At 64.3% G+C, this 24,893-nt stretch carries 25 protein-coding genes and 1 pseudogene; 9 read left to right on the plus strand and 17 right to left on the minus strand.

The features are described 5' to 3' along the window. Positions 1-25 precede the first annotated feature (25 nt). Both dbpA and PSOLE_RS00215 read left to right on the plus strand, forming a co-directional pair. The gene (dbpA, locus tag PSOLE_RS00210) at positions 26-1,402 is read left to right on the plus strand and encodes an ATP-dependent RNA helicase DbpA (RefSeq protein ID WP_074855220.1); all 1,377 of its coding nucleotides are present in this window, start codon (positions 26-28) and stop codon (positions 1,400-1,402) included. A gap of 99 nt (positions 1,403-1,501) precedes the next feature. Further along, entirely contained in the window at positions 1,502-2,737 is a 1,236-nt protein-coding gene (locus PSOLE_RS00215) for a GGDEF domain-containing response regulator (protein WP_074855219.1), read from the plus strand. Here PSOLE_RS00215 and PSOLE_RS00220 read toward each other — a convergent pair whose 3' ends face one another. After that, on the minus strand, positions 2,738-3,469 hold the full coding sequence (locus PSOLE_RS00220) for a substrate-binding periplasmic protein (protein WP_003458895.1): 732 nt from the start codon (positions 3,467-3,469) through the stop codon (positions 2,738-2,740). A gap of 204 nt (positions 3,470-3,673) precedes the next feature. On the opposite strand from PSOLE_RS00220, the gene PSOLE_RS00225 reads away from it, so the two are divergent. The 3 genes from PSOLE_RS00225 to PSOLE_RS25080 all read left to right on the plus strand — a co-directional run bounded on the left by PSOLE_RS00225 (position 3,674) and on the right by PSOLE_RS25080 (position 5,375). After that, entirely contained in the window at positions 3,674-4,858 is a 1,185-nt protein-coding gene (locus PSOLE_RS00225) for a BaiN/RdsA family NAD(P)/FAD-dependent oxidoreductase (protein ID WP_003458894.1), read from the plus strand. Positions 4,859-4,995: 137 nt separating this feature from the next. After that, a complete protein-coding gene (locus PSOLE_RS25075) occupies positions 4,996-5,154 on the plus strand; it encodes a hypothetical protein (protein WP_371254501.1) in 159 nt (52 codons plus the stop codon). A 41-nt stretch (positions 5,155-5,195) separates the two neighbouring features. Further along, entirely contained in the window at positions 5,196-5,375 is a 180-nt protein-coding gene (locus PSOLE_RS25080) for an anion permease (RefSeq protein ID WP_039964269.1), read from the plus strand. Between the two features lie 8 nt (positions 5,376-5,383). On the opposite strand, the gene PSOLE_RS00235 is transcribed toward PSOLE_RS25080, so the two are convergent. The 6 genes and pseudogenes from PSOLE_RS00235 to PSOLE_RS00255 form a co-directional block, all read right to left on the minus strand. Then, complete coding sequence (locus tag PSOLE_RS00235) at positions 5,384-6,019, minus strand: dioxygenase family protein (protein ID WP_074855218.1); 636 nt, start codon at positions 6,017-6,019, stop codon at positions 5,384-5,386. A 44-nt stretch (positions 6,020-6,063) separates the two neighbouring features. Next, positions 6,064-7,006: pseudogene (locus PSOLE_RS00240) on the minus strand (alanine dehydrogenase). A 92-nt stretch (positions 7,007-7,098) separates the two neighbouring features. Then, positions 7,099-7,782: a glutathione S-transferase N-terminal domain-containing protein gene (locus tag PSOLE_RS00245; protein WP_003458883.1), complete on the minus strand. Its 684-nt coding sequence runs from the start codon at positions 7,780-7,782 to the stop codon at positions 7,099-7,101. Beyond that, entirely contained in the window at positions 7,779-8,171 is a 393-nt protein-coding gene (locus PSOLE_RS24465) for a glutathione S-transferase family protein (RefSeq protein WP_003458882.1), read from the minus strand. The genes PSOLE_RS00245 and PSOLE_RS24465 overlap by 4 nt, the downstream gene beginning before the upstream one ends. Next, complete coding sequence (locus PSOLE_RS24470; RefSeq protein WP_003458880.1) at positions 8,086-8,367, minus strand: glutathione S-transferase N-terminal domain-containing protein; 282 nt, start codon at positions 8,365-8,367, stop codon at positions 8,086-8,088. Before PSOLE_RS24470 ends, PSOLE_RS24465 begins: the two co-directional genes overlap by 86 nt. 85 nt (positions 8,368-8,452) lie before the next feature. Beyond that, positions 8,453-9,688 carry an NfeD family protein gene (locus PSOLE_RS00255; RefSeq protein WP_242408919.1) on the minus strand — a complete coding sequence of 412 codons (1,236 nt, stop codon included), beginning with the start codon at positions 9,686-9,688 and terminating at the stop codon, positions 8,453-8,455. A gap of 261 nt (positions 9,689-9,949) precedes the next feature. Between PSOLE_RS00255 and yccS the strand changes: the two genes are divergently transcribed. From yccS to PSOLE_RS00275, 4 genes are all read left to right on the plus strand, one after another. Then, positions 9,950-12,121: a YccS family putative transporter gene (gene yccS, locus PSOLE_RS00260; RefSeq protein WP_074855217.1), complete on the plus strand. Its 2,172-nt coding sequence runs from the start codon at positions 9,950-9,952 to the stop codon at positions 12,119-12,121. 57 nt (positions 12,122-12,178) lie between these two features. After that, on the plus strand, positions 12,179-13,984 hold the full coding sequence (locus PSOLE_RS00265; RefSeq protein WP_003458875.1) for a diguanylate cyclase: 1,806 nt from the start codon (positions 12,179-12,181) through the stop codon (positions 13,982-13,984). Between the two features lie 251 nt (positions 13,985-14,235). Next, on the plus strand, positions 14,236-14,718 hold the full coding sequence (locus tag PSOLE_RS00270; protein ID WP_003458873.1) for a GreA/GreB family elongation factor: 483 nt from the start codon (positions 14,236-14,238) through the stop codon (positions 14,716-14,718). 65 nt (positions 14,719-14,783) lie between these two features. After that, on the plus strand, positions 14,784-15,017 hold the full coding sequence (locus tag PSOLE_RS00275; protein WP_074855216.1) for a DUF2789 domain-containing protein: 234 nt from the start codon (positions 14,784-14,786) through the stop codon (positions 15,015-15,017). Between the two features lie 25 nt (positions 15,018-15,042). Here PSOLE_RS00275 and PSOLE_RS00280 read toward each other — a convergent pair whose 3' ends face one another. From PSOLE_RS00280 to PSOLE_RS00325, 10 genes are all read right to left on the minus strand, one after another. Then, a complete protein-coding gene (locus tag PSOLE_RS00280) occupies positions 15,043-15,543 on the minus strand; it encodes a YgjP-like metallopeptidase domain-containing protein (RefSeq protein WP_169713322.1) in 501 nt (166 codons plus the stop codon). A 39-nt stretch (positions 15,544-15,582) separates the two neighbouring features. After that, positions 15,583-16,683 carry a PQQ-dependent sugar dehydrogenase gene (locus PSOLE_RS00285; protein ID WP_074855214.1) on the minus strand — a complete coding sequence of 367 codons (1,101 nt, stop codon included), beginning with the start codon at positions 16,681-16,683 and terminating at the stop codon, positions 15,583-15,585. A gap of 13 nt (positions 16,684-16,696) precedes the next feature. Beyond that, positions 16,697-17,173: a hypothetical protein gene (locus tag PSOLE_RS00290; protein ID WP_074855213.1), complete on the minus strand. Its 477-nt coding sequence runs from the start codon at positions 17,171-17,173 to the stop codon at positions 16,697-16,699. A gap of 169 nt (positions 17,174-17,342) precedes the next feature. Beyond that, entirely contained in the window at positions 17,343-18,407 is a 1,065-nt protein-coding gene (fba, locus tag PSOLE_RS00295; RefSeq protein ID WP_074855212.1) for a class II fructose-bisphosphate aldolase, read from the minus strand. A 123-nt stretch (positions 18,408-18,530) separates the two neighbouring features. Then, on the minus strand, positions 18,531-18,857 hold the full coding sequence (locus PSOLE_RS00300; protein WP_074855211.1) for an MliC family protein: 327 nt from the start codon (positions 18,855-18,857) through the stop codon (positions 18,531-18,533). Between the two features lie 12 nt (positions 18,858-18,869). Further along, positions 18,870-19,055: a hypothetical protein gene (locus PSOLE_RS00305; RefSeq protein WP_074855210.1), complete on the minus strand. Its 186-nt coding sequence runs from the start codon at positions 19,053-19,055 to the stop codon at positions 18,870-18,872. A gap of 104 nt (positions 19,056-19,159) precedes the next feature. Continuing rightward, on the minus strand, positions 19,160-20,320 hold the full coding sequence (locus tag PSOLE_RS00310) for a phosphoglycerate kinase (protein ID WP_074855209.1): 1,161 nt from the start codon (positions 20,318-20,320) through the stop codon (positions 19,160-19,162). A gap of 86 nt (positions 20,321-20,406) precedes the next feature. Next, entirely contained in the window at positions 20,407-21,525 is a 1,119-nt protein-coding gene (gene epd, locus PSOLE_RS00315; RefSeq protein ID WP_074855208.1) for an erythrose-4-phosphate dehydrogenase, read from the minus strand. A gap of 102 nt (positions 21,526-21,627) precedes the next feature. Further along, complete coding sequence (gene tkt, locus PSOLE_RS00320) at positions 21,628-23,628, minus strand: transketolase (RefSeq protein ID WP_074855207.1); 2,001 nt, start codon at positions 23,626-23,628, stop codon at positions 21,628-21,630. A gap of 109 nt (positions 23,629-23,737) precedes the next feature. Beyond that, a complete protein-coding gene (locus PSOLE_RS00325; RefSeq protein ID WP_074855206.1) occupies positions 23,738-24,892 on the minus strand; it encodes a TDT family transporter in 1,155 nt (384 codons plus the stop codon). Between the last annotated feature and the right edge of the window lies 1 nt (position 24,893).

The raw sequence follows: 24,893 nt of genomic DNA on the forward strand, positions 1-24,893 counted from the left end.
TGTTTCTTCACCCCCGAGTCTTGCCGTGACCGCTACTGCTTTCGCCAGCCTGCCCCTTTCCGCCGCCATGCAGGCCAATCTCGCCGCCATCGGCTATGCCGAGATGACGCCGATCCAAGCCGCCAGCCTGCCGCTGATGCTCAAGGGCCGCGATCTGATCGCCCAGGCCAAGACCGGCAGCGGCAAGACCGCTGCCTTCGGCATCGGCCTGCTGCACCCGCTCAACCCGCGCTACTTCGGCTGCCAGGCCATGGTGCTGTGCCCGACGCGCGAACTGGCCGATCAGGTGGCCAAGGAACTCCGCCGCCTGGCCCGTGCTGCCGACAACATCAAGGTGCTTACCCTGTGCGGCGGCGTGCCCTTCGGCCCGCAGATCGGCTCGCTCGAGCATGGTGCGCACGTGATCGTCGGCACGCCGGGACGGGTGCAGGAGCACCTGCGCAAAGGTACGCTGAAAGTCGATGGGCTCAATACCCTGGTACTCGACGAAGCCGACCGCATGCTCGACATGGGTTTTATCGACAGCATCGCCGACATCATCGAGCAGACCCCGGCACGCCGTCAGACTCTGCTGTTCTCCGCCACCTATCCGCCCGCCATCGAGCAGCTTGCCGCACGTTTCTTGCGTAGCCCGGAGCGGGTCGAAGTGGAGGCGCAGCACGACGACGGGCAGATCGAGCAGCGCTTCTACGAAATAGCGCCGAGCCAACGTATGGAGGCGGTCAGCACCCTGCTGCGGCATTTCCGCAAGCAACCGACGGTGGCCTTCTGCGCCACGCGCCAACAATGCGACGAACTGGCCGCGCAACTGGAAGCCGAGAAGATTTCCGCCGCCGCGCTGCATGGCGATCTGGAACAGCGTGATCGCGATCAAATTCTCGCGCTGTTCGCCAATCGCAGCCTCAGCGTGCTGGTGGCCACCGACGTCGCAGCGCGCGGCCTGGATATCGCCGGGCTGGAAATGGTGATCAACGTCGAGCTGTCGCGTGATGCCGAGGTGCATATCCACCGCATCGGCCGTAGTGGTCGCGCTGGCGAGAAAGGCCTAGCACTGAGCCTGGTGGCCCCGGCCGAAGCCGGTCGTGCCCAGGCCATCGAAACCCTGCAAGGCAAGGAACTGGCCTGGTACCCGCTGCCTGCAGCCAAGGCGACGGGTGAGCCGCTGCTGCCGCCGATGCACACCCTGTGCATCGGCGCCGGACGCAAGGACAAGCTACGCCCCGGCGACATCCTCGGCGCCCTGACCGGCGATGCCGGCATCCCGGGCGATCAGGTCGGCAAGATCGCCCTGTTCGATTACCAGGCCCTGGTTGCCGTGCAACGCGATGTGGCGCGCCAGGCCCTGAAACGCCTGAGCGAAGGCAAAATCAAGGGCAGAACGCTGCGTGTGCGGTTATTGTGAGAGCCGACTCAGATCGACCGTGCTCGCTCTGGCTCGCAAGATCGCGAACAGGCTCTTAGGCTGATATAAAGCATCAAAAGGCCTGGGCCGGAGTTACCCATGCGCAATATTCTGGTCATTGAAGACAGCCCACTGGTACTGAAGATCCTCGAGCATCTGTTCCGCCAGGAAACCGATCTGGAACCGATCTTCTGTGCCTCACTGGCAGAAGCGGAAGTCATGCTGGAGACCTCTGCGGCGCTGTTCTTCGCGGCCATCGTCGACCTGCACCTGCCGGACGCACCGGACGGCGAAAGCGTCGATCTGGTGATGCGCTACCACCTGCCGTGCATCGTGCTCAGCGGCAGCTACAACGAGCAGCGCCGCGACGAGCTGCTGATGAAGGGCGTGGTCGATTACGTGCTCAAGGAAAGCCAGCATTCCTACGAGTACGCCTTCCGCCTGCTGCACCGGCTCGATCACAACAGCCATATCAAGATTCTCATCGCCGACGACTCTGCGGCGCAGCGTCACTACATTCGCCACATCCTCGAGCCGCACCACTACCAGATCATCGAGGCCAGTGACGGCAAGGAAACCCTGCGCCAGCTCAATCAACACCCGGATCTCGACCTGCTGGTACTCGATCACGCCATGCCAGGCGTCAGCGGCTTCGAGCTGGTCAAGCTGCTGCGCCAGAAGCTGCGCCTCAATGACCTGATCATCATCGGCGTGTCCGCCGACCCCAAGGGCTCGCTCAGTGCGCAGTTCATCAAGCACGGCGCCGACGACTTCCTGCGCAAACCCTTCTGCCCTGAAGAGCTAAACTGCCGGGTAATGTCGACCCTGGAGCGACGCGACCTGTTGCGCGCACTGAAGAAGGCCGCGCAGTTCGATGCCCTGACCGGCCTGAACAACCGCCGCGCCTTCTACGAACAAGGCATGCAGATACTGCAGAAGGCGCAACGGGAAAATCGCCAGGTCAGCGTGGCGATGCTCGATCTCGACCACTTCAAGCAGATCAACGATGGCTTCGGTCACGCCAGCGGCGACAGCGCTCTGGTGGTGTTCGCCCGGGCCATAAGCAATGCCTGCCCCGACATGCTGCTGGGCCGCCTGGGCGGTGAGGAATTTGCCCTGCTGACCCTGCATGGCGCGGATCATGTGGCTCAGGCACTGGATAAACTGCGCCGACAGTGCGCCGGCCTGCATTACGCCGTCGGCGCGCCCGCGCTATCGTTCAGCGCGGGCCTCTATCAGGGTGAACCCGAGGACCTGGAAAGCCTGCTGCATGAAGCCGACATTCGCCTGTACCGGGCCAAGCAACAGGGTCGTGCCCGCACCGTACTGGCCTGATCAGGGGCTGTGGCGCTGCAGCGTCGCGGCATAGCTGCCGTCGTCGCTCATGGCCTGAATCGCCGCATCGAAACGCCTGGCAATGTCGCGATGCTGGGCCAGACTTCGCCGCACCAGGATATGCAGGCCGTTCTCGCTCAAGGGCAGCGGCAGGAACTCCAGTTCATCGCGGATGGCACTCAGCTTGTTAGCGAGCAGGTGGCGCGCGACCAGCTCATCTTCCAGCGCCAGCTGCACGCGCCCGGCATGCAGCATCCGCGCGGCGATTTCGAAACTGCCGACACCAACCTTGAGCAACTGCGGATCGCTATCGAATTCCCTGGAATAGGCATAGCCCCTAACCACCGCGATGTTGTGCGGGTAGAGATCGGCCAGGGTCTCGAACTGAATGTCGCTCCCTTTGCGCCGCATGAAGCGGATACGGTTGACCAGATAGGGCTGGGAGAAATAGCCATACTCGCTGCGATCGGCGCTGTACCAGGCGTTGATCAGTACATCGTAATCGCCACGCTTGAGCCCCAGCACCGCGCGCTCCCAGGGCGCCTCCACGTAGCTGGTGGTGTAGCCGGCACGGGCGAGCGCCTGCTCCACCAGATCACTGGCCAGACCTTTGCCGAGCAACCGTTGATCGTTGAACGGCGGCCAGGGGTCGGCCACCAGGCGCAACAGCTCGGCCGAGGCCAGTGCCGGCGACAGCAGCAAGAGCAATAGCCAGGCACGCACTGCGGGCATTGGTGGCGGTCCATCCGAAATGATCAATTCTAGTGATAGCAGGCACAACGCCGCTCGTCACTGTCTCATATCTGAGACAGTCAGGTGGGCGTTATACGCTTGCCTGCCGCACGGCGACAGAAGCGTCGGCCCAGAGCGTTCGGGTAAACTTCAGCGGTTTTCGCGCAGCGCTCGCTGCGTCAGCGATTCACCTGAGGACATTTCGTGTTGCAAACCGACGTACTGATCATCGGCGCAGGCGCCGCCGGCCTGATGTGCGCAGCCACCGCCGCAGCCCGTGGCCGCCGCGTGCTGGTGCTCGACCATGCCAACAAGGCCGGCAAGAAGATCCTCATGTCCGGTGGTGGGCGCTGCAACTTCACCAACCTGTACTGCGAGCCGAGCAACTTCCTTTCCGGCAACCCGCACTTCTGCAAGTCTGCCCTGGCGCGCTTCACCCAGTGGGACTTCATCGGCCTGGTGGCCAAGCACGGCGTGCCCTACCACGAGAAGAAGCTTGGCCAGCTGTTCTGCGATAACAAGTCCAGCGACATCCTCGAATTGCTGCTGGCCGAATGTGCCGAGGCCGGGGCACAGATCCGCCTGGACACGGCAGTACACAGCATCGAAAAAACCGCAGGCGGCTTCCTGCTGCAAAGCGACCTCGGCGAAGTGGCCTGCCAGTCGCTGGTGATCGCCACTGGCGGGCTGTCGATCCCGACCCTCGGCGCCACCGGCTTCGGCTATCAGGTAGCCAGGCAATTCGGTCACGAATTGCTGCCGACCCGCGCCGGGCTGGTGCCTTTCACCATCACCGAGCCGCAGCTCAAGACGCTGTGCACGGAGCTTTCCGGAACCTCGGTGGAGGACTGCCGGGTGAGCTGCAATGGCCAGAGTTTCGTCGAGAACATCCTCTTCACCCACCGCGGCCTGTCCGGCCCGGCGATCCTGCAGATCTCGTCCTACTGGCAGCCGGGCGATACCGTACATATCGACCTGCTGCCACATATCGACCTGCCCGAATGGCTGGCCACCCAGCAGCGCGAACGTGGCAACAGTGAGCTGAAAACCCTGCTGGCCGAGCTGTTCACCAAGAAGATGGCGACCCTGCTGGTCGACAGCTGGTTCAGCAACAAGCCGCTCAAGCAGTACACGCCCGGCGAGCTCAAGACGATTGCCGAGCGCCTGTCCGACTGGCAATTGGTGCCGGCTGGCACCGAAGGCTACCGCACGGCGGAAGTGACCCTGGGCGGGGTGAATACCGACGAGGTGTCATCCAAGACCCTGGAGTCGCTCAAGGTACCGGGGTTGTATTTCATCGGCGAAGTGCTCGACGTCACCGGCCACCTGGGCGGCTTTAACTTCCAGTGGGCCTGGGCGTCGGGCTACGCCGCCGCGCAATACGTCTGAGGCTTAAATATTGCGCCCCATTTAACGGTGCAGCGGGAACTGCCGACGCGGCGCAGACTCTGCCTTGACAGCAGATGCAAAGCTGCAATCACAGGCACGACGCCGCTGCGTGACTATTGATGCCGGTGGCCGGTACGATGTCCGCCACGGGCGCAGCCGATCTGCTGGCACGCCTGCCGATGGAGAATCTGGCACAGGGCAACGCCATCATCACCCTGTTGCTGGTGGTGACCATGACCCTGGCGGACGTCATGAACAACGCGGCGACGGCGGCGGTGTATGCCCCATCGCGCTAAGCGCCGCCAGCCAGCTCGGCGTCAGCCCGGACTCGCTGTTGATGGCCGTGGCCATCGGCGCCTCCTGCTCGTTCCTCACGCCCATTGGCCACCAGAACAACACCCTGATCCTCAGCCCTGGCGGTTTCCGCTTTGGCGACTACTGGCGCCTGGGCCTGCCACTGGAAATCCTCGTAGCGCTGATCAGTGTGCCCATGCTGCTGTGGATCTGGCCGTTGTAATCCGCCATTCAGAAGCTCGGGGTGATGCCGAGCCCCACATCGAAGCGGGCGATCTGCTCGTCGCTCTGCCCGCTCACCGGTACGAAGGGCACGACCAGCAGTTCGCGCAAGCGTGGGTCGCGGATGGCGTTGAGCAGGCCATCGCGCTGATTGAGCAGCTCGCCGTGGACATAACACTGCGTGGCGAAACGCGGTATGCCGGGCAGGGTCACCGCCAGATGGATATGCGGGGTACGGCCGGGATAGGGCACCGGGCGAATGGTGCGAAAACGGTAGCGCCCATCGGCCGCCGTGGTGAAACGGCCATACCCCTGGAACCCGGGGTCGAGCCTCTGGCGGTCACCGCCGCGACTGTGCAAATAGATACCGTTGGCATCCACTTGCCAGATTTCCACCAGCGCCCCAGCCAGTGGCCGGCCGCCCGCATCGAGGATCGAACCGTGCAGTTGCACGCGAATCCCGCGCGCCTCTGCGGCCTGACCGTCGACCCGCACCAGGTCGTTGTCACGATCCAGCAGCAGTTGGTCGGGGTAGAAGGGGCCCAGCGTCTGGCGCGGCGTCAGCAACCGCTCGGCCAGCGCCAGTGCCGGGCTGACCAGCAACGCGCCGCCAGCGGCGAAGAGGAGATGACGACGGCTGGACATGGTCTTTTTCCTCCGTAGCGTGGTCCAGGCGGCCCCGCGATACGCTATGACAGATGTTCCAGCACTCCGGCGGCCGATTGAAAGGGCAAGCCGTGGGCCTCGGCCACGCTGCCGCAGGTGATCACACCCCTGGCCACGTTGAGCCCGTTCAGCAGATGCGCATCATCCTGCAAGGCGCGGTGTGTGCCCTTCTGGGCGAGCGCCACGACGAACGGCAGGGTCGCGTTGTTCAGCGCCAGGGTCGAGGTACGCGCCACCGCGCCGGGCATGTTGGCCACGCAATAGTGCACCACATCATCGACCACATAAGTGGGCTCGGCATGGGTAGTGGCGCGGGAAGTCTCGGCGCATCCGCCCTGGTCGATGGCGACATCCACCAACACTGCGCCGGCCTTCATCTGCCGCACCATGTCCGCAGTGATCAGCTTGGGCGTGGCCGCACCGGGAATCAGCACCCCGCCAATCACCAGATCGGCCGCCAACACCTGCTCGCGCACCGCCGCGCGAGTGGAGTAGAACGTGGTGATGCGATTGCCGTACAGGGCATCGAGCCGGCGCAACGCATCGACGCTCTTGTCCAACACCGTGACATCGGCACCAACAAAGGCAGGCGGCCCTGCGCATCGGTCACCGTCTCGTAGGCGATACAGGTGGCGCCGCTGACCATCAGCTCTTCGGTCTGCGCCCGATCCGGCGCCAGGTGCAGGCAGGTAAACAGCGTGTGGTCGGCTCGCAACCTGGCGCGCTCCACCGCCAGGGGCTCCTTGACCTTGGCGATCAACTGCCCCTGCTGGAACACCTCGGACGAACTCTTGGCGATCTGCGCGCCGGCCTCCAGGTAATCCTCGTCGGCAAAACCGATGGCCGCACCGGCATGGGTTTCGACCCACACCTCATGACCGAGCGCCGTCAGCTCGGCCACCGACTGTGGCGTGGGCCGACTCGGTACTCGTGGTTCTTGATTTCCTTGGGTATGCCGATTCGCATAACCATCTCCAACCATTGCGAGCCAACAGTCTGAAGTCTAGGAAAGCATGAGCCAGCTCACAGGAAATTCCACGATAAATTTCGTCCGTCCGTCACTGCCCGAACAGCAGGCGCCGCGCCTCTGCGGTGAGCAAGGCCTGCGGATCGGCGTTCACCTGTTCTACCAGCGCGTAGGCACGCTGCACCGCGGGGCGTGCATCAATGCGTTCGAGCCAGGCAGCCATGTTGGGGAAGTCCTCCAGTTTCTGTTGCTGCATCTTCCACAGCTTGGCCCAGGGATAGATGGCCATGTCGGCGATGGAATAATCGCCCGCCACGTAGTCGCGCCCGGCCAGCTGGCGGTCCAGCACGCCGTAGAGGCGCGCGGTTTCCTTCACGTAGCGGTCGATGGCATACGGAATCGGCTCCGGCGCGTAGCGCACGAAGTGATGGTTCTGCCCTGCCATCGGGCCAACGCCGCCCACCTGCCAGTACAGCCACTGCAACACGGTGAAACGCGCGCGTGTCTCGCGCGGCAGGAATTGCCCGCTCTTGTCGGCCAGGTACTCGAGAATCGCCCCGGACTCGAACAGGGCGATGGGCTCACCGCCATCGGCCGGGGCATGATCGACGATGGCCGGAATGCGGTTGTTCGGTGCGATCTTGAGAAACTCGGGTGCGAACTGCTCGCCCTTGCCGATATGCACGGGGACGATGCGGTAGTCCAGCCCGGCTTCCTCGAGAAAGATGCTGACCTTGTGGCCGTTCGGTGTGGTCCAGTAGTACAGGTCGATCATGGGTTTTCCTCCAGGTGGATCGCGGCCCGCTTGACCAGGCCGTGAGTCGTTTCATACGTCTGCAGGATACGCGTGAACCAGACGCCCAGCGCAGAATCCTCGGCCCAGGGTTGCGCGCCCAGGCACCAGGCCCAGAACAACATGCCAGCCAGCAGGTAGTCGCAGCCGCCAGGGGCCTGGCCCTCGAGGAAGGGCTGATCACGCAGCCACATTTCCAGCGGTGCCACGCCTTCACGGAACAACCGCTCACCGTCCTGTGGATCGGCGAATGCCTCCAGGCTCATGCCCAGCGCCTTCTCCCGGCTACTGCGGAAATACTCGCGGTCGGCCGAGCAAGGGACGTTGTGGATAACGCTGATCGAGGTGGGCGAAGATCGCCAGGCTGTCATGCACCGTTTCACCTTCGTCGATCAGCACCGGTACCAGCTTCTGTCCGGAAAGAGCGATCAAATCCTTGTCAGTGAAACGTGTCGGCCGGCTCTGCCAGTCCAGCCCCTTGTGCGCCAGCGCCAGACGTACGCGCCAGCAGTAGGGCGAAAACACCCGCTCAGGATCGGCGCCACACAGCTCGAACAACTCCCGCATATCACCTCCATTAAAAACCGATCAGTCCAGAATCAAGCGAACAAAAACCAGCGCCGGATTGCTCAGGCGCAGTCCAGGTTGGTCATCACCACTGTAACGCTGACCACGGCGCGTTCGAGCGCCTGTTCGAAGACCTGGCAGATACCCGCCGTGGCTCGCTGCAGAACCGGCACCAGCGCCGGTTCTGACAAGGATCCTCGGCCTGCACCGCGGCGACCGCCACTAGGCTGCCGACCAGGCCGCTGTCGCCGGCCACCTGCTGGCGCCGCCTGGCCTTCAACGCCATGCCGAGGATGGCCAGGATCAGCCCGGCGCTGGTCAGCGCCAGGGTAACGATCAGCGCCAGCGGGATGCCGAAGCCCGGCACGTCGATGCCGAGCAGGATCAGCGCCACCCCGGCGTAGTTCACCGGCAGCAACTGCAGGGCGTAGAGGGCGAGGATCAGACTGATGCCACCGAGCACGCCGCCGATGCCGCTGCCCGGGTTGGAAAACTCGAAGAACAGGCCGTAGACGCCGATCATCATCAGGATCAGCGCCACGCTGGGGTTGGTGATCACCGCCAGCAGCCGGGTGCGCCAGTCCGGCGCATGGCTGATCAGCGGCGCACCGGCGGTGGCCAGGGTGACTTCGACGCCTGCGGCTTGCAGGGACTTGCCGTCCAGCTGGCGCAGCAGGTCGCTCAGGTCCCTGGCCAGAAAGTCGATCACCTTCTGCTCCAGCGCCTCCTCGGCGGACAGACTGACGGCTTCGCGCACCGCCTGCTCGGCCCACTCGGCATTGCGTCCGCGCATATTCGCCAGACCACGAATGTAGGCGGCCGCATCGTTGACCTGCTTGGCGATCATGGCATCGGCCGAGCCCTTTTCGCCTTGCGCGGGCTTGTCCGTCTCACCCTTGTCAGCCCCCTCTGGTTTGCTCGGCGAGCCCGGCATGCCGATGGCCACCGGCGTGGCGGCGCCGAGGTTGGTCCCCGGCGCCATGGCAGCGACATGGCTGGCGTAGAGGATGTAGGTGCCGGCGCTGGCCGCCCGCGCACCGCCTGGGGCGACGTAACTGGCCACCGGGATCGGGCTGGCAAGGATCGCCTTGATGATCGCGCGCATGGAGCTATCCAGGCCGCCGGGCGTGTCGATCTCGATCAGTACCAGTTGCGCGCCCTCGTCCACCGCCTTGGCCAGACCGCGCACCAGGTAGTCGGCACTGGCCGGGCCGATCACCCCATCCACCTGCAAGCGCACCACCGCGCCCGGCACCGCACTCGCCCCCACCGAACCGCAGAGGATCAGAGCACACAGACATAGACGCAACCAGCCAGGCAACACGTTCGACTCCCAGGCCCCGGTGATACCGGACAGGTGGCGGAGGGCCTTTATTGAGCATAGTCCATGCTCCAGCGGGTCCCCGACAGGGCTGGCGGATGTGCTACAGGGGATGTACTGCTCGCTGCAGGAGCAGATTTATCCGCGAGACGGACGACGAAATTGCGAAAGGCGCCAGGCCAAACAGATTGCCGGCAGACAGATACCCAGTGGCTGGCCAGTTCCGGTAGGCTGCTCAGATCTTTTTCGACCAGACGACCTATGCCCCGACCTCGCCTTCGCCAATCACTGCGCCGCCTCTGGGCACTGGACAAGTTCAGCGCCAGCCTGCGGGTATTCATCGCCCTGGCCGGAGCCCTGGCGCTGTGCTGGTGGCAGGGCTGGATGCATGGGCTGATCCCACTGTTTCTCGGCATCATCGCCAGCGCCCTGACCGAGACCGACGACAGCTGGCAAGGCCGCCTCGGGGCGGTGCTGGTCACCCTGGCCTGCTTCAGCGCGGCGGCCTATGCGGTGGAATTCCTCTTCCCCTATCCCTGGCTGTTCGTCATCGCCCTGGCCTTTTCCGCCTTTTGCCTGACCATGCTCGGCGCACTCGGTGAGCGCTTCGCCACCCTGGGTTCCGGCACCCTGATCCTCGCGGTGTACAGCATGATCGGCGTCGAGCAGCGCGGCGGCGTCGCCGGCCTGTGGCTGGAGCCGCTGCTGCTGGTGGCTGGAGCCGCCTGGTACGGCCTGCTATCGGTGATCTGGCACGCGCTGTTCGCCCATCAGCCGGTACAGCTCGCCCTGGCCCGGCTGTTTCGCGAACTGGGCAAGTACCTCAAGCTCAAGGCAGCGCTGTTCGAACCGGTGCGCCAGCTGGATGTGGAGCAACGCCGCCTGCAGTTGGCCCAACAGAATGGCCGCGTCGTCTCCGCACTCAACGCGGCCAAGGAGATCATTCTGCACCGGGTCGGTGGCGGTCGGCCGGCGCCGAAGGTCAATCGCTACCTGAAGCTGTACTTCCTCGCCCAGGACATTCACGAACGCGCCAGCTCGTCGCACTACCCTTACAACGAACTGGCCGAAGCCTTCTTCCACAGCGATGTGCTGTTTCGCTGCCAGCGCCTGCTGCGCCTGCACGGCGAAGCCTGCCAGCGCCTGGGCAGCGCCATCGAGTTGCGCCAGCCGTTCGAATACCGCGAACTATGCAGCCAGGCCCTGGAAGATCTGCATGCCTCGCTCGATCACCTGCACCTGCAAAGCAACCCGGCCTGGCGCCGCCTGCTGCGCTCGCTCGGTGCATTGGCCGGCAACCTCGCCAGCCTCGACCTGCTACTCGGTAACGCCAGCAACCCCGACGCCCTGGCCGATGAGCAGGACAGCAGCCTGCTCGATCGCGAACCCCATTCGTTGCGCGAGGTGATCGAGCGCATCGGCCAGCAACTGACCCCCACCTCGCTGCTGTTTCGCCACGCACTGCGCCTGTCCATAGCTCTGGCCGCCGGTTACGGCCTGCTGCACCTGATTCATCCGACCCAGGGCTACTGGATTCTGCTGACCACCCTGTTCGTCTGTCAGCCGAACTACGGCGCCACGCGTCTCAAGCTGGTGCAGCGCATCGTCGGAACCCTGATCGGCTTGGGGTTGGGCTGGGCATTGATCGAACTGTTTCCCGACCCACGCATCCAGGCCCTGTTCGCCGTGGTCGCTGGCGTCGCCTTCTTCGCCACACGCAGCACGCGCTACACCCTGGCCACGGCGGCGATCACCCTGCTGGTGCTGTTCTGCTTCAACCAGATCGGCGACGGCTACGGCCTGTTCCTGCCGCGCCTGGTCGACACCCTGCTCGGCGGCATGCTGGCCGGGCTGGCGGTGTTCCTGATCCTGCCGGACTGGCAGGGTCGACGCCTGGGGCGCATGCTAGCGAACACACTGAGCTGCAACAGCGCCTACCTGCGGCAGATCATCGCCCAGTACGCACACGGCAAGCGTGACGACCTCGGCTACCGCCTGGCCCGACGCAACGCGCACAACGCCGACGCGGCACTGTCCACCACCCTCGGCAACATGCTGATGGAGCCTGGCCACTTCCGTAAGGACGCCGACCTCGGCTTTCGCTTTCTGGTGCTGTCGCACACCCTGCTCAGCTATCTCTCCGGGCTCGGCGCCCATCGTGGCGAGCAGTTGCCGCAGGCGGCCCAGGCACAATTGCTGGAACAGGCCGAAGCGCTGGCCAGCAGCCTCGATGAAATCGCCACCGGCCTGCGCGGCGAGCAGCCGCTGGCCATCCACAGCGATGAAGAACAGGCACTGGCGCAAAGCCTGGAGCAGATTGCCGACGACGCCGACGAACGCCAACGTCTGGTGCAGACGCAACTGGCGCTGATCTGCCGCCAGTTGGCGCCACTGCGCACCTTGGCCGCGCATCTGCAGAAGGATCGCCACTAGCAGGCTCATGGGGCTTTCCCCCACTATCTGACGACGCCTAGCTCCCAGGCCTTGCCCATGCCAGCCAACCGACACACCACCCTCGCCTACCTGGTCTCGTTGCCGGGTCTGCTGCTGGTGTGCAGTCTGCTTTTGGCCAGCCAGATTACCCTCGCCAGCACACGTCTGGGTGACAGCAGCGCAGCACAGGATCTCTACGGCCTGGTCGACTTTCTCGCCGATCCCCAGAGCGCCCTGAGCCTGGACGACGTTCGCGCTGTCGATGCCCCTTTCCAGCCCTCGCTGAATCGCCGTGACCTCAGCTTCGGCTATGTGTCGGGGGTGATCTGGCTGCGCCTGGCGCTGCAATCGGATGCCCAGCAAACACGCGTCTGGCGCCTGGAACTGAATTACGCCTCGCTGGACGAGGTGCGTCTATACGACATCGGCGCCGATGGCGTGCGCGAGTCGCGCAGCGGCGACACCGTGCCCTACGCGCAGCGCAGCGTCGGCCATCGCAACCCGGTATTCGAGATCGCGCTGCAACCCGGCGAGCAGCGCACGCTGTACCTGCGCGTCGACTCGCGCGGCAGCATGACCCTCAGCGGTGCGCTGATGTCTTCGCGCGATTTCGAGCAGCACAGCCAGAACGGCTACCTGGCGCATGCCATCTACTTTGGCGTGCTGATCGCCCTGGGGCTGTACAACCTGCTGCTGTTTCTCGCCCTGCGCGAGCGGCCTTTCCTCAACTACGTGCTGTTCATGTTCGCCTTCGCCCTCAGCGTGCTGTCGCTCAATGGTCTTGGCGCGCAGTATCTGTGGTCCGAAGCGGCGCCTTGGAGCAACCGCATACTGCCGGTCAGCCTGACGACGGCGGCGCTGCTGTCGGTGGTGTTTGCGCGCAGCTTTCTCGACACCCGCCAGTGGCTGCCACGCTGGGACAAGGGCCTGCTGATGCTGTCCATCGCCATCGGTGCAGCCGTCTTGGCCAGTGTCCTGCTGCCACTGCAGCGCGCGCTGCAGCTGATGTCGCTGACCGGCCTGATCGCCACCCTGACGCTGCTGGTCACCAGCTTCGTCTGCATTGGCTACCGGGTGCCCGGTGCTCGCCTGTTCGCCCTGGCCTGGCTGATGCTGCTGACCGGCGCGGTGCTGCTGGCGCTACGCAACTTCGCCCTGATTCCGTCGAACTTCATTACCCTGTACGCCATGCAGATCGGCTCGGGGCTGGAGATGATCCTGCTGTCCTTCGCCCTGGCGGCGCGCCTCATCGAGCTCAAGCGCCAACGCGAAGCCGCGCTGCAGCTCAACGAGCAGATCCTCGCCAAGCGCGTCACCGAACGCACCCAGGCCCTGGAACAGGCCAATCAGCGCCTCAGTGAGCTGGCCCTGCAGGATCCACTGACCGGCCTGCCCAACCGTACCGCCCTACAACAACACCTGGAGCAGGCACTGGCGCGCAGCCAGCGCCGCAACGAACTGCTCGCCGTGATGCTGATCGACCTTGACGGTTTCAAACCGATCAACGACCAGCACGGCCACGGCTACGGCGACCTGGCACTGGCCGAAGTGGCGCAGCGCCTGCGGCAATACGTGCGCGATACCGATCTGCCTGCGCGCCTCGGCGGTGACGAGTTCGTGGTGATCTGCGAGAGCGTGCAATCGGCCGAAGATGCGCACGACCTGGCCAAACGTCTGCTGGAAGGGCTGGACACGCCAATGTACCTGGAAGATCGTACCGTACGCGTCGGCGCCAGCATCGGCATCGCCCTGAGCCGCGGCGCCGACGATGCCAGCATGCTGATTCGCCTGGCCGATGCCGCCATGTACCGGGCCAAGGCCGAAGGTCGCAACCGCGTGCAACTGGCCACCCAATACCTTTGAACAGGGGGCGCAGCCTAGTGCCCGTCAGTTAAGTATCAACGCAGCCAATGCGTAGGAGCGGCGCCCCGCCGCGAATCAGGGCAACACGCACTTGCAAGCTTCGCCCCGGGGCGGGGCTCCTACACTAGGGTCTGTTGCCGTTTCGACGCGACCGTGCGCGAAACGGCAACAGACCCTAGGCCGCCCAGGAAGCCCTACCTGATCGGCGTCAGGCCGTCGTCTCTTCATCAACTCGAACCCGATAGCACACCATGGACAAGAATCTGCTGCTGCAAGACGTACTCAGCCATCTGCAGACCGACCTCGAACAGGCCAGCCTCGCCGCCCTCAGCGCCCACGAAGCGGCCACCCATGAAGAGAACGTCGCCGAGAACAAGTACGACACCCTGGGCCTGGAGGCCGCCTACCTGGCCAGCGGTCAGGCGCGCCGCGTCGAAGAACTGCGCCAGACCCTGATCACCTGGCGTCAGCTGCGCCCGCGCCCCTTCGATATCAATCAGGGTATCGAGCTCGGCGTGCTGGTGCAGCTTGCGGCCGAGGATGGCCACGAACAATGGCTGTTCCTCGGCCCACCAGGCGCCAGCATGAAACTACAACTGGCCGACCAGACCATCCAGGTGCTCGGCAATACCGCACCGCTCGGGAAATTGCTGCTCGGCAAGAAGCCTGGCGACGAGATAAGCCTGCCAGTAGGGAGTCGCCAGCAGATTTTCGAGGTGCTGGCAGCCACGTAAGCGGAACTATCTGGGCTAAGCTTGGTAATTAGCGATGAACAACACGTCTAGCGAGAGCCAGTACCATGGAAAATCCAATCCACAGCCTGCCAGCCCTGTTCAAGCAGCTCGGCCTGCCTGACGATGCCGCCAGCATCAACGCCTTCATCAGCACCCATTCGCCGCTGCCGGATGCCTGCAAACTGTCCGATGCTCCGTTCTGGACACCGGCGCAGGCCGCGCTGCTGCGCGAAGAAATTCTCGAAGATGCCGACTGGGCAGAAGTAGTCGACCAGCTCAACCTGCTCCTGCACGGCTGAGCTCACAGGTCAGCGCATCGGCTGCTCAGTTGGCCGCCGTCATCTCGCGCCAGGTCAGGTACATGCGCAGGTCGAATTCGATCTGCGCATAGCCCGGCAACATGTGGTCGCACAGCTTGTAGAAGGCCTTGTTGTGCTCGCTCTCTTTCAGGTGTGCCAGTTCGTGCACCACGATCATCTGCAAGAAGGCCGGCGCGGCGTCGCGAAACAGCGAGGCAACGCGAATTTCCTTCTTCGCCTTGAGCTTGCCGCCCTGCACCCGCGAGACCGCCGTATGCAGGCCCAGCGCGCGGTGGGTGAGATCGAGTCGATTGTCGTAGAGCACCTTGTCGATAGCCGGCGCGTTCTTCAGGTGTTCCTGCTTGAGCGCCATCACGTAGCCATACAGCGCCTTGTCGCTCTGCACTTCATGCCGGCCCGGATAGCGCTGCGCCAAGTAGTCACCGAGCCGATCATCGGTGATCAGCTGACGAACCTGCTGCTGCAAGGCGACCGGATAACCCTGTAGATACTTCAACGCTACGATCCCACATTCATCTGGACCGTCAGTGTAACGGATGCGGCATTACTCGCTGGGCACCACACGCAGCAGACGCCCCTCTGGGTTATCGGTGAGCAGATAGAGCGCACCATCCGGCCCACTGCGCACATCGCGAATCCGCTCGCCCAACTCTTCGAAGAGGATTTCCTCACCGGCCAGCATGCCGTCGCGCACACGGATGCGGCGTACGCTGCGCTCGGCCAGGGTGGCCGCGAACAGGTCGTCCTGCCACTCGGGGAACAACTCGCCGCGATACAGGGTCAGGCTCGACGGTGCTACCGAGGGTGTCCAGTGCAGCAGTGGCGCGGTCAGCCCCGGCAGCTCGGTGTAGGGGCTGACGCGCGCACCGGTGTAGTCGATACCGAAGGTCGCCAGCGGCCAGCCATAGTTTTTGCCGGCCTCGATCAGGTTGAGTTCATCACCCCCGCGTGGGCCGTGCTCGTGGCTGTACAGGCGATTGTGCTCGACATCGAAGAAGATGCCCTGCACGTTGCGGTGGCCGAGGCTGTAGATTTCCGGCGCCGCGCCGTCCTGGCCGAGCAGCGGGTTGTCCTGCGGTACGCTACCGTCACGGTTCAGACGCACGATCTTGCCCAGGTGGTTGGCCGGGTTCTGCGCCTCTTCACGCCAGTCGAAACCGTCGCCCAGGGTCAGCACCAGGGTCTTGTCGGCGAGAAAGGCGATGCGCCCACCGTAATGCGCGGCGCCGGCCTTGAGCGGCTGGGCGGTGAACAGCACTTCGAAGTCGTGCAGTTCGTCATCCACCAGGCGGGCACGCGCCAGACGCGTGTTGTTGGCCTCCAGCGAGCCGTGCGCGTAAGTCAGGTAAAGCCAGCGGTTGTCGCTGTAGTCCGGGTCCAGCGCCACTTCCATCAGTCCGGCCTGGGCAGCGATGAAGACCTCGGGCAGGCCCGCCACCGGCTTGGGATCGACACTGCCGTCGGCTTCGATCATGCGCAGGCGCCCGACACGCTCGGTGACCAGCATGCGTCCGTCCGGCAGGAAGGCCACGGCCCAGGGATTCTCCAGCCCTTCGCTGAAGGTTTCGATGCGGTAATCCAGGGCCAGCAGCGGCGTACTGACGAACAGGCCGCAAAGCATCAGCGCGCGGGTACTTCTCAACATGGGCAACGCCTTGTCACAGAGAATCGGAAGAAGTTGGCTGCGCCCGGTAGCGCACCCGCCGACCGAGCAGGCCGAACAGCAGCGCACCGACGCTGCCGCAGGCCATCAGCCCGAGCGTGCCGAACGGGCTGCGGTCGGCGGCGATCAGCGTCGGCATCGGTGCCAGCACATTGGCCAGCGCCAGCGCCGTCCAGATCGCTGCCGCGCCCGCCAGCACGAAAATTAGCCACCGTAGCGCCGGCATGCGGCGCGCCAGCCAGGCGGCCAGCGGTAAGGCAAAGACAAAGCCCAGGGCGCTGAGCAGGATGAACGTCGGGGTAAACCCGAGCAGGTCGAGTGCGGTGGTGCCAAGGCGCACACTCAGCGGCACCGGTGCACCGATGGCCTGCAGGGCAGCCAGATTGGTCTGGGTCTGGAAGATCGAGGCAAGCAGCGAGGCCAGCAACACGGCGAGGAGAAAAGCGAGCAACAGACGTGGCTTGCTGGACATGGGTGGCAGTTTCCCGGAACGACAGTCCACGAATTATGGCGCACCCCGCCTGCCCTCACGCTGCGGGAGTTTTACAGGGTTTTACCTCTCGCCGCGTTGCTCACGCCGAGCCCCGTCCATAAAAAGCAGAAGCCCCGCACATGGCGGGGCTCCTGGTCACGCATCAGACTCAGTTGACCTTGGCGTTCAGCTCGCCGCTGGCATAGCGCTGGTACATGCCCTCCAGGGAGATCGGCTTGATCTTGGAGGCATTGCCAGCGGTGCCGAAGGCTTCGTAGCGGGCGATGCAGATGTCGCGCATGGCGACGATGGTCTTGGCGAAGAACTTGCGCGGGTCGAACTCGCTCGGGTGCTCGGCCATCATGCGGCGGATCGCACCGGTGGAAGCCAGACGCAGGTCGGTGTCGATATTGACCTTGCGCACGCCGTGCTTGATGCCTTCGACGATTTCCTCGACCGGCACACCGTAGGTTTCCTTGATGTCACCGCCGAATTCGTTGATCACCTTCAGCCATTCCTGCGGAACGGAGGAGGAACCGTGCATCACCAGGTGGGTGTTGGGGATGCGCTTGTGGATTTCCTTGATGCGCTCGATGGAGAGCACGTCGCCGGTTGGCGGCTTGGTGAACTTGTAAGCGCCGTGGCTGGTGCCGATGGCGATGGCCAGGGCGTCGACCTGGGTAGCCTTGACGAAGTCAGCGGCTTCCTCCGGGTCGGTCAGCAGTTGGCTGTGATCGAGCACGCCCTCGGCGCCGACGCCGTCTTCTTCACCGGCCATGCCGGTTTCCAGGCTGCCCAGGCAACCCAGCTCGCCTTCCACGGACACGCCGCAGGCGTGGGCGAAGGCCACGGTCTGCTGAGTCACGCGGACGTTGTAGTCGTAATCGGCCGGGGTCTTGCCGTCTTCTTTCAGCGAGCCGTCCATCATCACCGAGGAAAAGCCCAGCTGGATGGAGCGCTGGCACACGTCAGGGCTGGTGCCGTGGTCCTGGTGCATGCACACCGGAATGTGCGGGAATTCTTCGATGGCAGCCAGGATCAGGTGGCGCAGGAACGGCGCACCGGCGTACTTGCGGGCACCAGCGGAGGCCTGGACGATGACCGGCGAATCGGTCTTGTCGGCGGCTTCCATGATGGCGCGCATCTGCTCGAGGTTGTTGACGTTGAAGGCCGGCACGCCGTAGCCGAATTCGGCGGCGTGGTCGAGCATCTGGCGCATGCTGATAAGTGCCATGGTGTTTCTGTCTCCCGGTTTGGAGGTCGTTAATCGTGCAAGCCTGCCGCAGGGGCAGGCGTTGTTCAAGTTTCGTGAAGCTGGGGCATGCCCGCAGCTCTCGTCTCGGCGTCGCCGAGGATGTTACGGAGCCTTGCAACCACGGCCTATAAGGTCATCTGTTGCGGTCCAGTAGACCAGACCTTCCTCACCCTTGGTGTGGAAGGACAGACGCCCATCGCTGTACAGCGCGCCGGATGCAGCTGGCTCCTGAGTCAGACGATAGACGATGTCGTCACCACCCAGGCGCACATCCACCTGGTCGACGCTGCCGTTGGCGAAGCGCCACAGCACTTCGGTCTGGCTGTCGCATACCCAGCGATTCCATTGCTCCGGCGCCGCCGGCTGACTGCTGCAGGCCGCCAGCAGCGTGGCGGCGACAGCAAGCCCCGCCAGTCTGATTCCGCTCATTGCTTCTCCTCGTCAGCAACGCTGTTCCGGTGCCGCGCCAGTGGGTTGACCACTGCTTTGCTCGACACGCTGATCATCCTGAGTGGTCGGGGTTTCGATCTGCGCCGGGCTGAATACCTCGCAGGCCGCCTCCCTTCCTGCGCCGGCACAACCGGCCAGCAACATACCAACCACGCTCAAAGCGGCTAACTTGTCCATGACATGATTCCTTGTACGATGATCCGGTTTTCTACAGACCACCCGTTCACGTCAGGGTTTTATCGGCCGCGGCGTAGGGTGACTCCCTTCACCCTAGCTGGCGATCACTGTGCGCGCTGCTCCAGCACCTCAACCGCTGGCAGCACCTTGCCTTCGACAAACTCGAGGAAGGCGCCACCACCGGTGGAAATGTAGGAAATCTTGTCCGCCACGCCGTACTTGTCGATGGCCGCCAGGGTATCGCCGCCGCCGGCGATGGAGAACGCAGGGCTTTCAGCGATGGCCAGGGCCAGGGCCTTGGTGCCGTTGCCGAACTGGTCGAACTCGAACACGCCGACCGGGCCGTTCCACAGGATGGTCTGCGAGGCCTTGAGCATTTCGGCGAACATCGCCGCGGTCTGCGGGCCGATATCCAGGATCATATCGTCCTCGGCCACTTCACTAACGGCTTTCACGGTTGCTTCGGCATCTTCGGCAAAGGCCTTGGCCACCACCACGTCCACCGGCAGCGGCACACTGACCTTGGCCGCGATGGCCTTGGCGGTGTCGACCAGATCGGCCTCGTACAGCGACTTGCCCACCGGCAGGCCGGCAGCGGCGAGGAAGGTGTTGGCGATGCCGCCGCCGACGATCAGCGAGTCGCAGATATCGGCCAGGGAATTAAGCACGTCGAGCTTGGTCGACACCTTGGAGCCGGCGACGATGGCCAGCATCGGCCGGGCCGGCTTGTCCAGCGCCTTGCCCAGGGCATCCAGCTCGGCAGCCAGCAGCGGGCCGGCGCAGGCGACCTTGGCGAACTTGGCCACGCCATGGGTCGAGCCCTGGGCGCGGTGAGCGGTTCCGAAGGCGTCCATCACGAACACGTCGCACAGGGCAGCGTACTGCTGGGCCAGCTCGTCGGTGTTCTTCTTTTCACCCTTGTTGAAGCGCACGTTCTCCAGCAGCACCAGCTCGCCGGGCTTGACCTCGACACCGCCAAGGTAGTCCTTGACCAGCGGCACGTCACGACCGAGCGCCTTGCTCAGGTAGGCGGCGACCGGCGCCAGGCTGTCTTCCTCGCTGTAGATGCCCTCTTCCGGGCGACCCAGGTGCGAGCAGACCAGCACGGCAGCGCCCTTCTCCAGCGCCAGCTTGATGGTCGGCAAGGAGGCGAGGATACGCGCGTCGCTCTTGACCACACCGTCCTTCACCGGGACGTTGAGGTCTTCGCGGATCAACACGCGCTTACCAGCGAGGTCGAGGTCGGTCATCTTCAGAACGGTCATAAATCAGTCCTTCACGGGGGCTGGTTACGCCAAACCACAAGCGGCTGCGCGTCGGCGATACTGCGTTAAAAACAGGCTCAGAATGCTCATTTACACCTCGTAAACTGCGCTTCTTCGCCTGTTTTTGCCTTGTCTCGCTCTAGCTCGCTCACTTGTGGATTGGCTTGATTGGCTTGTAGGAGAAAATGTTCGGCGACATCGAGCATGCGGTTGGCAAACCCCCACTCGTTGTCGAACCAGGCCAGCAGGTTGACCAGGCGCGGGCCGGACACGCGGGTCTGGCTGCCGTCGACGATGGCCGAGTGCGGGTCGTGGTTGAAGTCGCAGCTGGCGTGCGGCAATTCGGTGTAGGCCAGCAGCCCCCTGAGCGGGCCACTCTCCGCCGCCTGACGCAGCACGCGGTTGATCTCTTCTGCCGAAGTATCGCGCGCCGTCTGCAGGGTGATGTCCAGGCACGAGACGTTGACCGTCGGCACCCGGATGGCCTTGGCCTGAATACGCCCGGCCAGCTCCGGCAGCAGGCGCTCGATACCGCGCGCCAGGCCGGTGGACACCGGGATCACCGACTGGAAGGCCGAGCGCGTGCGGCGCAGGTCTTCGTGGTGATAGGCATCGATCACTGGCTGGTCATTCATTGCCGAGTGGATGGTGGTAATGGAGACGTACTCCAGACCCACCACCTCATCGAGCAATTTCAACAGCGGCACACCGCAGTTGGTGGTACAGGACGCATTCGACACCAGGCGCTCGGCACCGCTCAGGCACTGCTGATTGACGCCAAAGACGACAGTGGCGTCGATATCCGCCTCGCTGGCCATCGGCTGCGACAGCAACACCCGCGGAGCGCCAGCGTCGATGAAACGCTGCGCCTGATCGCGGGTGACGTACTGCCCGGAACACTCCAGCAGCAGGTCGATATCCAGCGCGGCCCAGTCGATGGCCTCGGGCTCGCTCTGGCGCAGCACCTTCACGCAATCGCCGTTTATATGCAGGCAGTCGCCATCGACCTTCACCTCGCCGGGAAAGCGCCCGTGGGTGGAGTCGAAGCGGGTCAGGTATTCGATGCTGGCCTGGTCGGCCAGGTCATTCAGCGCGACGATTTCCAGACTCGCCGAATCGCCACGCTCGTGCAGCGCGCGCAGCACGCAACGGCCGATGCGGCCATAACCGTTGAGGGCGACACGATAGGGGCGTTGTCGTGACATAGGCGCTCGCAAGGCAAAAGGAACCCGGTAGGAGCGAGCTCTGCTCGCGAACCCTGCGCGAGGCAAACAGCTTCGCGAGCAGAGCTCGCTCCTACGGAAGGGTCAGGCGTCCAGCAGTTCTTCGGCAGTGGCGACGATGTTGTCGACGGTGAAGCCGAAGTGCTCGAACAGGGCCGGAGCCGGGGCCGACTCGCCGAAGCTGGTCATGCCGATGATGCGACCTTCCAGGCCCACGTACTTGTACCAGAAGTCGGCATGCGCGGCCTCGATGGCGATGCGCGCACCGACCTGCAGCGGCAGCACGGCCTGCTTGTAGGCGGCGTCCTGCTGGTCGAACACGCTGGTCGACGGCATGGAGACCACGCGCACCTTGCGCCCGTCGGCGGTCAGTTTGTCGTAGGCGGCAACGGCCAGCCCGACTTCCGAACCGGTGGCGATCAGGATCAGTTCCGGCTCGCCGACGCTGTCCTTGAGTACGTAACCGCCACGTTCAATATCACTAAGCTGCTGGGCATCACGCGGCTGATGCGGCAGGTTCTGGCGGCTGAACACCAGGGCGCTCGGGCCGTCGGCGCGCTCGATGGCGTACTTCCAGGCCACGGCGGACTCCACGGCATCGGCCGGGCGCCAGGTGTCGAGGTTCGGCGTGCCACGCAGGCTGGCCAGTTGCTCGATCGGCTGGTGGGTCGGGCCGTCTTCGCCGAGACCGATGGAGTCGTGGGTGAACACGTACAGCACACGCTGCTTCATCAGCGCGGACATGCGCACGGCGTTGCGCGCGTATTCCATGAAGATCAGGAAGGTCGCGCCGTACGGCACGAAACCGCCGTGCAGGGCGATACCGTTCATGATCGCGCTCATGCCGAACTCACGCACACCGTAGAATATGTAGTTGCCGGAGGCATCTTCGGCGGAGACGCCCTTGCAGCCCTTCCACAGGGTCAGGTTGGAGCCGGCCAGGTCGGCCGAACCGCCAAGGAATTCCGGCAGCAGCGGGCCGAAGGCATTCAGCGCGTTCTGGCTGGCCTTGCGGCTGGCGATGGTCTCGCCCTTGGCGGCGACTTCTTGGATATAGGCGCTGGCCTTCTCGGCAAAATCGCCCGGCAGCTCACCGGCCATGCGGCGCTTGAACTCGGCAGCCAGCTCGGGATGGGCAGCGGCGTAAGCGGCGAACTTTTCGTTCCAGGCGGCTTCGGCGGCAGCGCCGGCTTCTTTGGCATCCCACTCGGCGTAGATCTCGGCGGGGATTTCGAACGGGCCATGGTTCCAGCCCAGGGCGGCGCGGGTCAGGGCGATTTCATCATTGCCCAGCGGTGCGCCGTGGCACTCTTCCTTGCCCTGCTTGTTCGGCGAACCGAAGCCGATGGTGGTCTTGCAGCAGATCAGGGTCGGCTGATCCGTAGTCTTGCGCGCGGTCTCGATGGCCATCTTGATTTCTTCGGCATCATGGCCGTCGACATTGCGGATCACCTGCCAGCCGTAGGCTTCGAAGCGCTTGGGCGTGTCGTCGGTGAACCAGCCCTCGACCTCGCCGTCGATGGAGATGCCGTTGTCGTCATAGAAGGCGATCAGTTTGCCCAGGCCCAGGGTGCCGGCCAGCGAGCAGACTTCGTGGGAAATGCCTTCCATCATGCAGCCGTCGCCGAGGAACACGTAGGTGTTGTGATCGACGATCTGGTGGCCTTCACGGTTGAACTGCGCGCCCAGCACCTTCTCGGCGATGGCGAAACCGACGGCGTTGGCAATGCCCTGGCCGAGCGGGCCGGTGGTGGTCTCGACGCCCGGGGTGTAACCGTACTCCGGGTGACCCGGGGTCTTGCTGTGCAGCTGACGGAAGTTCTTCAGGTCGTCGATGGACAGGTCGTAGCCGGTCAGGTGCAGCAGCGAATAGATCAGCATCGAACCATGGCCGTTGGACAGCACGAAGCGGTCACGATCGGCGAAGTTCGGGTTGCTCGGGTTGTGCTTGAGGTAGTCGCGCCACAGCACTTCGGCGATGTCCGCCATACCCATGGGGGCACCGGGGTGGCCGCTGTTGGCTTTCTGCACGGCATCCATGCTCAGGGCACGAATGGCATTGGCTCGCTCACGACGGCTGGGCATCGCTGAATCTCCTACGGGGGCTGCTTCTGAATGAAGGGGGCGAAAAAAGACGCCTATTTTCGCCCAGCCGGCCCCCATGGGGCAATGACAGATGGTCGTAGAGACCAAATCAGCCCGCCTGTTCGCTCAAAACGCTCACCGCCGGGCTGCCCGGCCCACCCAGACAAGGCGCCTGAAACAACTCGCCATGCCAGACGCCGGCGAGCGTGCGACTGAACACCAGCGTCCAGACTGCCGCCAGTTGCACCGCCAGCAGCAGACCGATGAAGGCAAAAAAGCTCAAGCCGGTCACCGCCTGCAGCTCGAAGGTGGCCAGGGCGAATACCCCCAGCGGAAAGGTAAACCCCCACCAGCCGAGGTTGAACGGCATGTTGTCGCGGATGTAGTGGCGAGTGAACAGCGTGGCGATCACCAGCCACCACAAGCCCGCGCCCCACAGCGCCAGGCCGCCGATCAGGCCGAGATCCCGCGCCAGCTCGGCGGCGCCCACCAGCGGCGTACCGGCAAAGGCCAGCGGCGCCGCATGCCCCATGCTCAGCAACCCCAGGCAACCGGTGGCCAGCGGCCCCAGCGGTAGCCAGCTGGTGGCGGCAAAATCGGTATCCGGCAGTTTGTGCAGGGCCAGGCGCAGCAGCACCAGCGTGATCAGCGAAAACGCCAGCGACAGCGACAATCCCCAGAGCACGAAGCCGGCCACCAATAACTGTTGCGCCGCCTCGGCCGCCAGATGCGGCGCCAGCGCGCCTGCCGTGCTGGCGGCGACCTCCGGTGCAACGATAGGTAGCAGCCACACCGCGGTGAGTTTTTCCAGTGCATGGTGCTGGCGGGTGAACATCAGATAGGGCACCAGCAACGCGCCAAGCAGCGCCAGCGCTGCATCCAGCCACCACAGCGCATGGGCCAGCGCGTAAATCCCCTCGCCCCAGCGCGGCACGCCGAACAGCAGCAAGCCCTTGATCAGCACCGCCAGGCCCATGGGAATGGCGCCAAGGAACATCGACTGCACCGGGTGCAGCAGCATCGGCCAGATGGTTTCGCGAAACAGCGTCAGGCGCAGCAGAAACAGCAGGCTGAACAGCGCGAACAGACTGACCGCGACAAACCACAGCCCCTCGGCGAGCATCAGCAATCCAGGCAGTTGCCAGGGCAGATAAGCGATCACCAGCGCCAGCACACCGGTGCCCATGGTCACGGCGAACCAGCTGGGAGTGAAATGACGAATGAAAGCCAGGGGCTCGGGTAGACGACTGAAGGGGCGTGGCATG

It is taken from the genome of Pseudomonas oleovorans subsp. oleovorans, from assembly GCF_002197815.1.
Classification (GTDB): Bacteria; Pseudomonadota; Gammaproteobacteria; order Pseudomonadales; family Pseudomonadaceae; genus Aquipseudomonas; species Aquipseudomonas oleovorans.

Excerpts from the sequence above, each read along its gene's own strand:
- PSOLE_RS00215 (WP_074855219.1), top strand. The coding sequence starts at position 1,502 with ATGCGCAATATTCTGGTCATTGAAGACAGCCCACTGGTACTGAAGATC.
- PSOLE_RS00220 (WP_003458895.1), bottom strand. The coding sequence starts at position 3,469 with ATGCCCGCAGTGCGTGCCTGGCTATTGCTCTTGCTGCTGTCGCCGGCA.
- PSOLE_RS25075 (WP_371254501.1), top strand. The coding sequence starts at position 4,996 with ATGTCCGCCACGGGCGCAGCCGATCTGCTGGCACGCCTGCCGATGGAG.
- PSOLE_RS25080 (WP_039964269.1), top strand. The coding sequence starts at position 5,196 with ATGGCCGTGGCCATCGGCGCCTCCTGCTCGTTCCTCACGCCCATTGGC.
- PSOLE_RS00235 (WP_074855218.1), bottom strand. The coding sequence starts at position 6,019 with ATGTCCAGCCGTCGTCATCTCCTCTTCGCCGCTGGCGGCGCGTTGCTG.
- PSOLE_RS00245 (WP_003458883.1), bottom strand. The coding sequence starts at position 7,782 with ATGATCGACCTGTACTACTGGACCACACCGAACGGCCACAAGGTCAGC.
- PSOLE_RS24465 (WP_003458882.1), bottom strand. The coding sequence starts at position 8,171 with ATGACAGCCTGGCGATCTTCGCCCACCTCGATCAGCGTTATCCACAAC.
- PSOLE_RS24470 (WP_003458880.1), bottom strand. The coding sequence starts at position 8,367 with ATGCGGGAGTTGTTCGAGCTGTGTGGCGCCGATCCTGAGCGGGTGTTT.
- yccS (WP_074855217.1), top strand. The coding sequence starts at position 9,950 with ATGCCCCGACCTCGCCTTCGCCAATCACTGCGCCGCCTCTGGGCACTG.
- PSOLE_RS00265 (WP_003458875.1), top strand. The coding sequence starts at position 12,179 with ATGCCAGCCAACCGACACACCACCCTCGCCTACCTGGTCTCGTTGCCG.
- PSOLE_RS00270 (WP_003458873.1), top strand. The coding sequence starts at position 14,236 with ATGGACAAGAATCTGCTGCTGCAAGACGTACTCAGCCATCTGCAGACC.
- PSOLE_RS00275 (WP_074855216.1), top strand. The coding sequence starts at position 14,784 with ATGGAAAATCCAATCCACAGCCTGCCAGCCCTGTTCAAGCAGCTCGGC.
- PSOLE_RS00285 (WP_074855214.1), bottom strand. The coding sequence starts at position 16,683 with ATGTTGAGAAGTACCCGCGCGCTGATGCTTTGCGGCCTGTTCGTCAGT.
- PSOLE_RS00290 (WP_074855213.1), bottom strand. The coding sequence starts at position 17,173 with ATGTCCAGCAAGCCACGTCTGTTGCTCGCTTTTCTCCTCGCCGTGTTG.
- fba (WP_074855212.1), bottom strand. The coding sequence starts at position 18,407 with ATGGCACTTATCAGCATGCGCCAGATGCTCGACCACGCCGCCGAATTC.
- PSOLE_RS00300 (WP_074855211.1), bottom strand. The coding sequence starts at position 18,857 with ATGAGCGGAATCAGACTGGCGGGGCTTGCTGTCGCCGCCACGCTGCTG.
- PSOLE_RS00305 (WP_074855210.1), bottom strand. The coding sequence starts at position 19,055 with ATGGACAAGTTAGCCGCTTTGAGCGTGGTTGGTATGTTGCTGGCCGGT.
- PSOLE_RS00310 (WP_074855209.1), bottom strand. The coding sequence starts at position 20,320 with ATGACCGTTCTGAAGATGACCGACCTCGACCTCGCTGGTAAGCGCGTG.
- epd (WP_074855208.1), bottom strand. The coding sequence starts at position 21,525 with ATGTCACGACAACGCCCCTATCGTGTCGCCCTCAACGGTTATGGCCGC.
- tkt (WP_074855207.1), bottom strand. The coding sequence starts at position 23,628 with ATGCCCAGCCGTCGTGAGCGAGCCAATGCCATTCGTGCCCTGAGCATG.
- PSOLE_RS00325 (WP_074855206.1), bottom strand. The coding sequence starts at position 24,892 with ATGCCACGCCCCTTCAGTCGTCTACCCGAGCCCCTGGCTTTCATTCGT.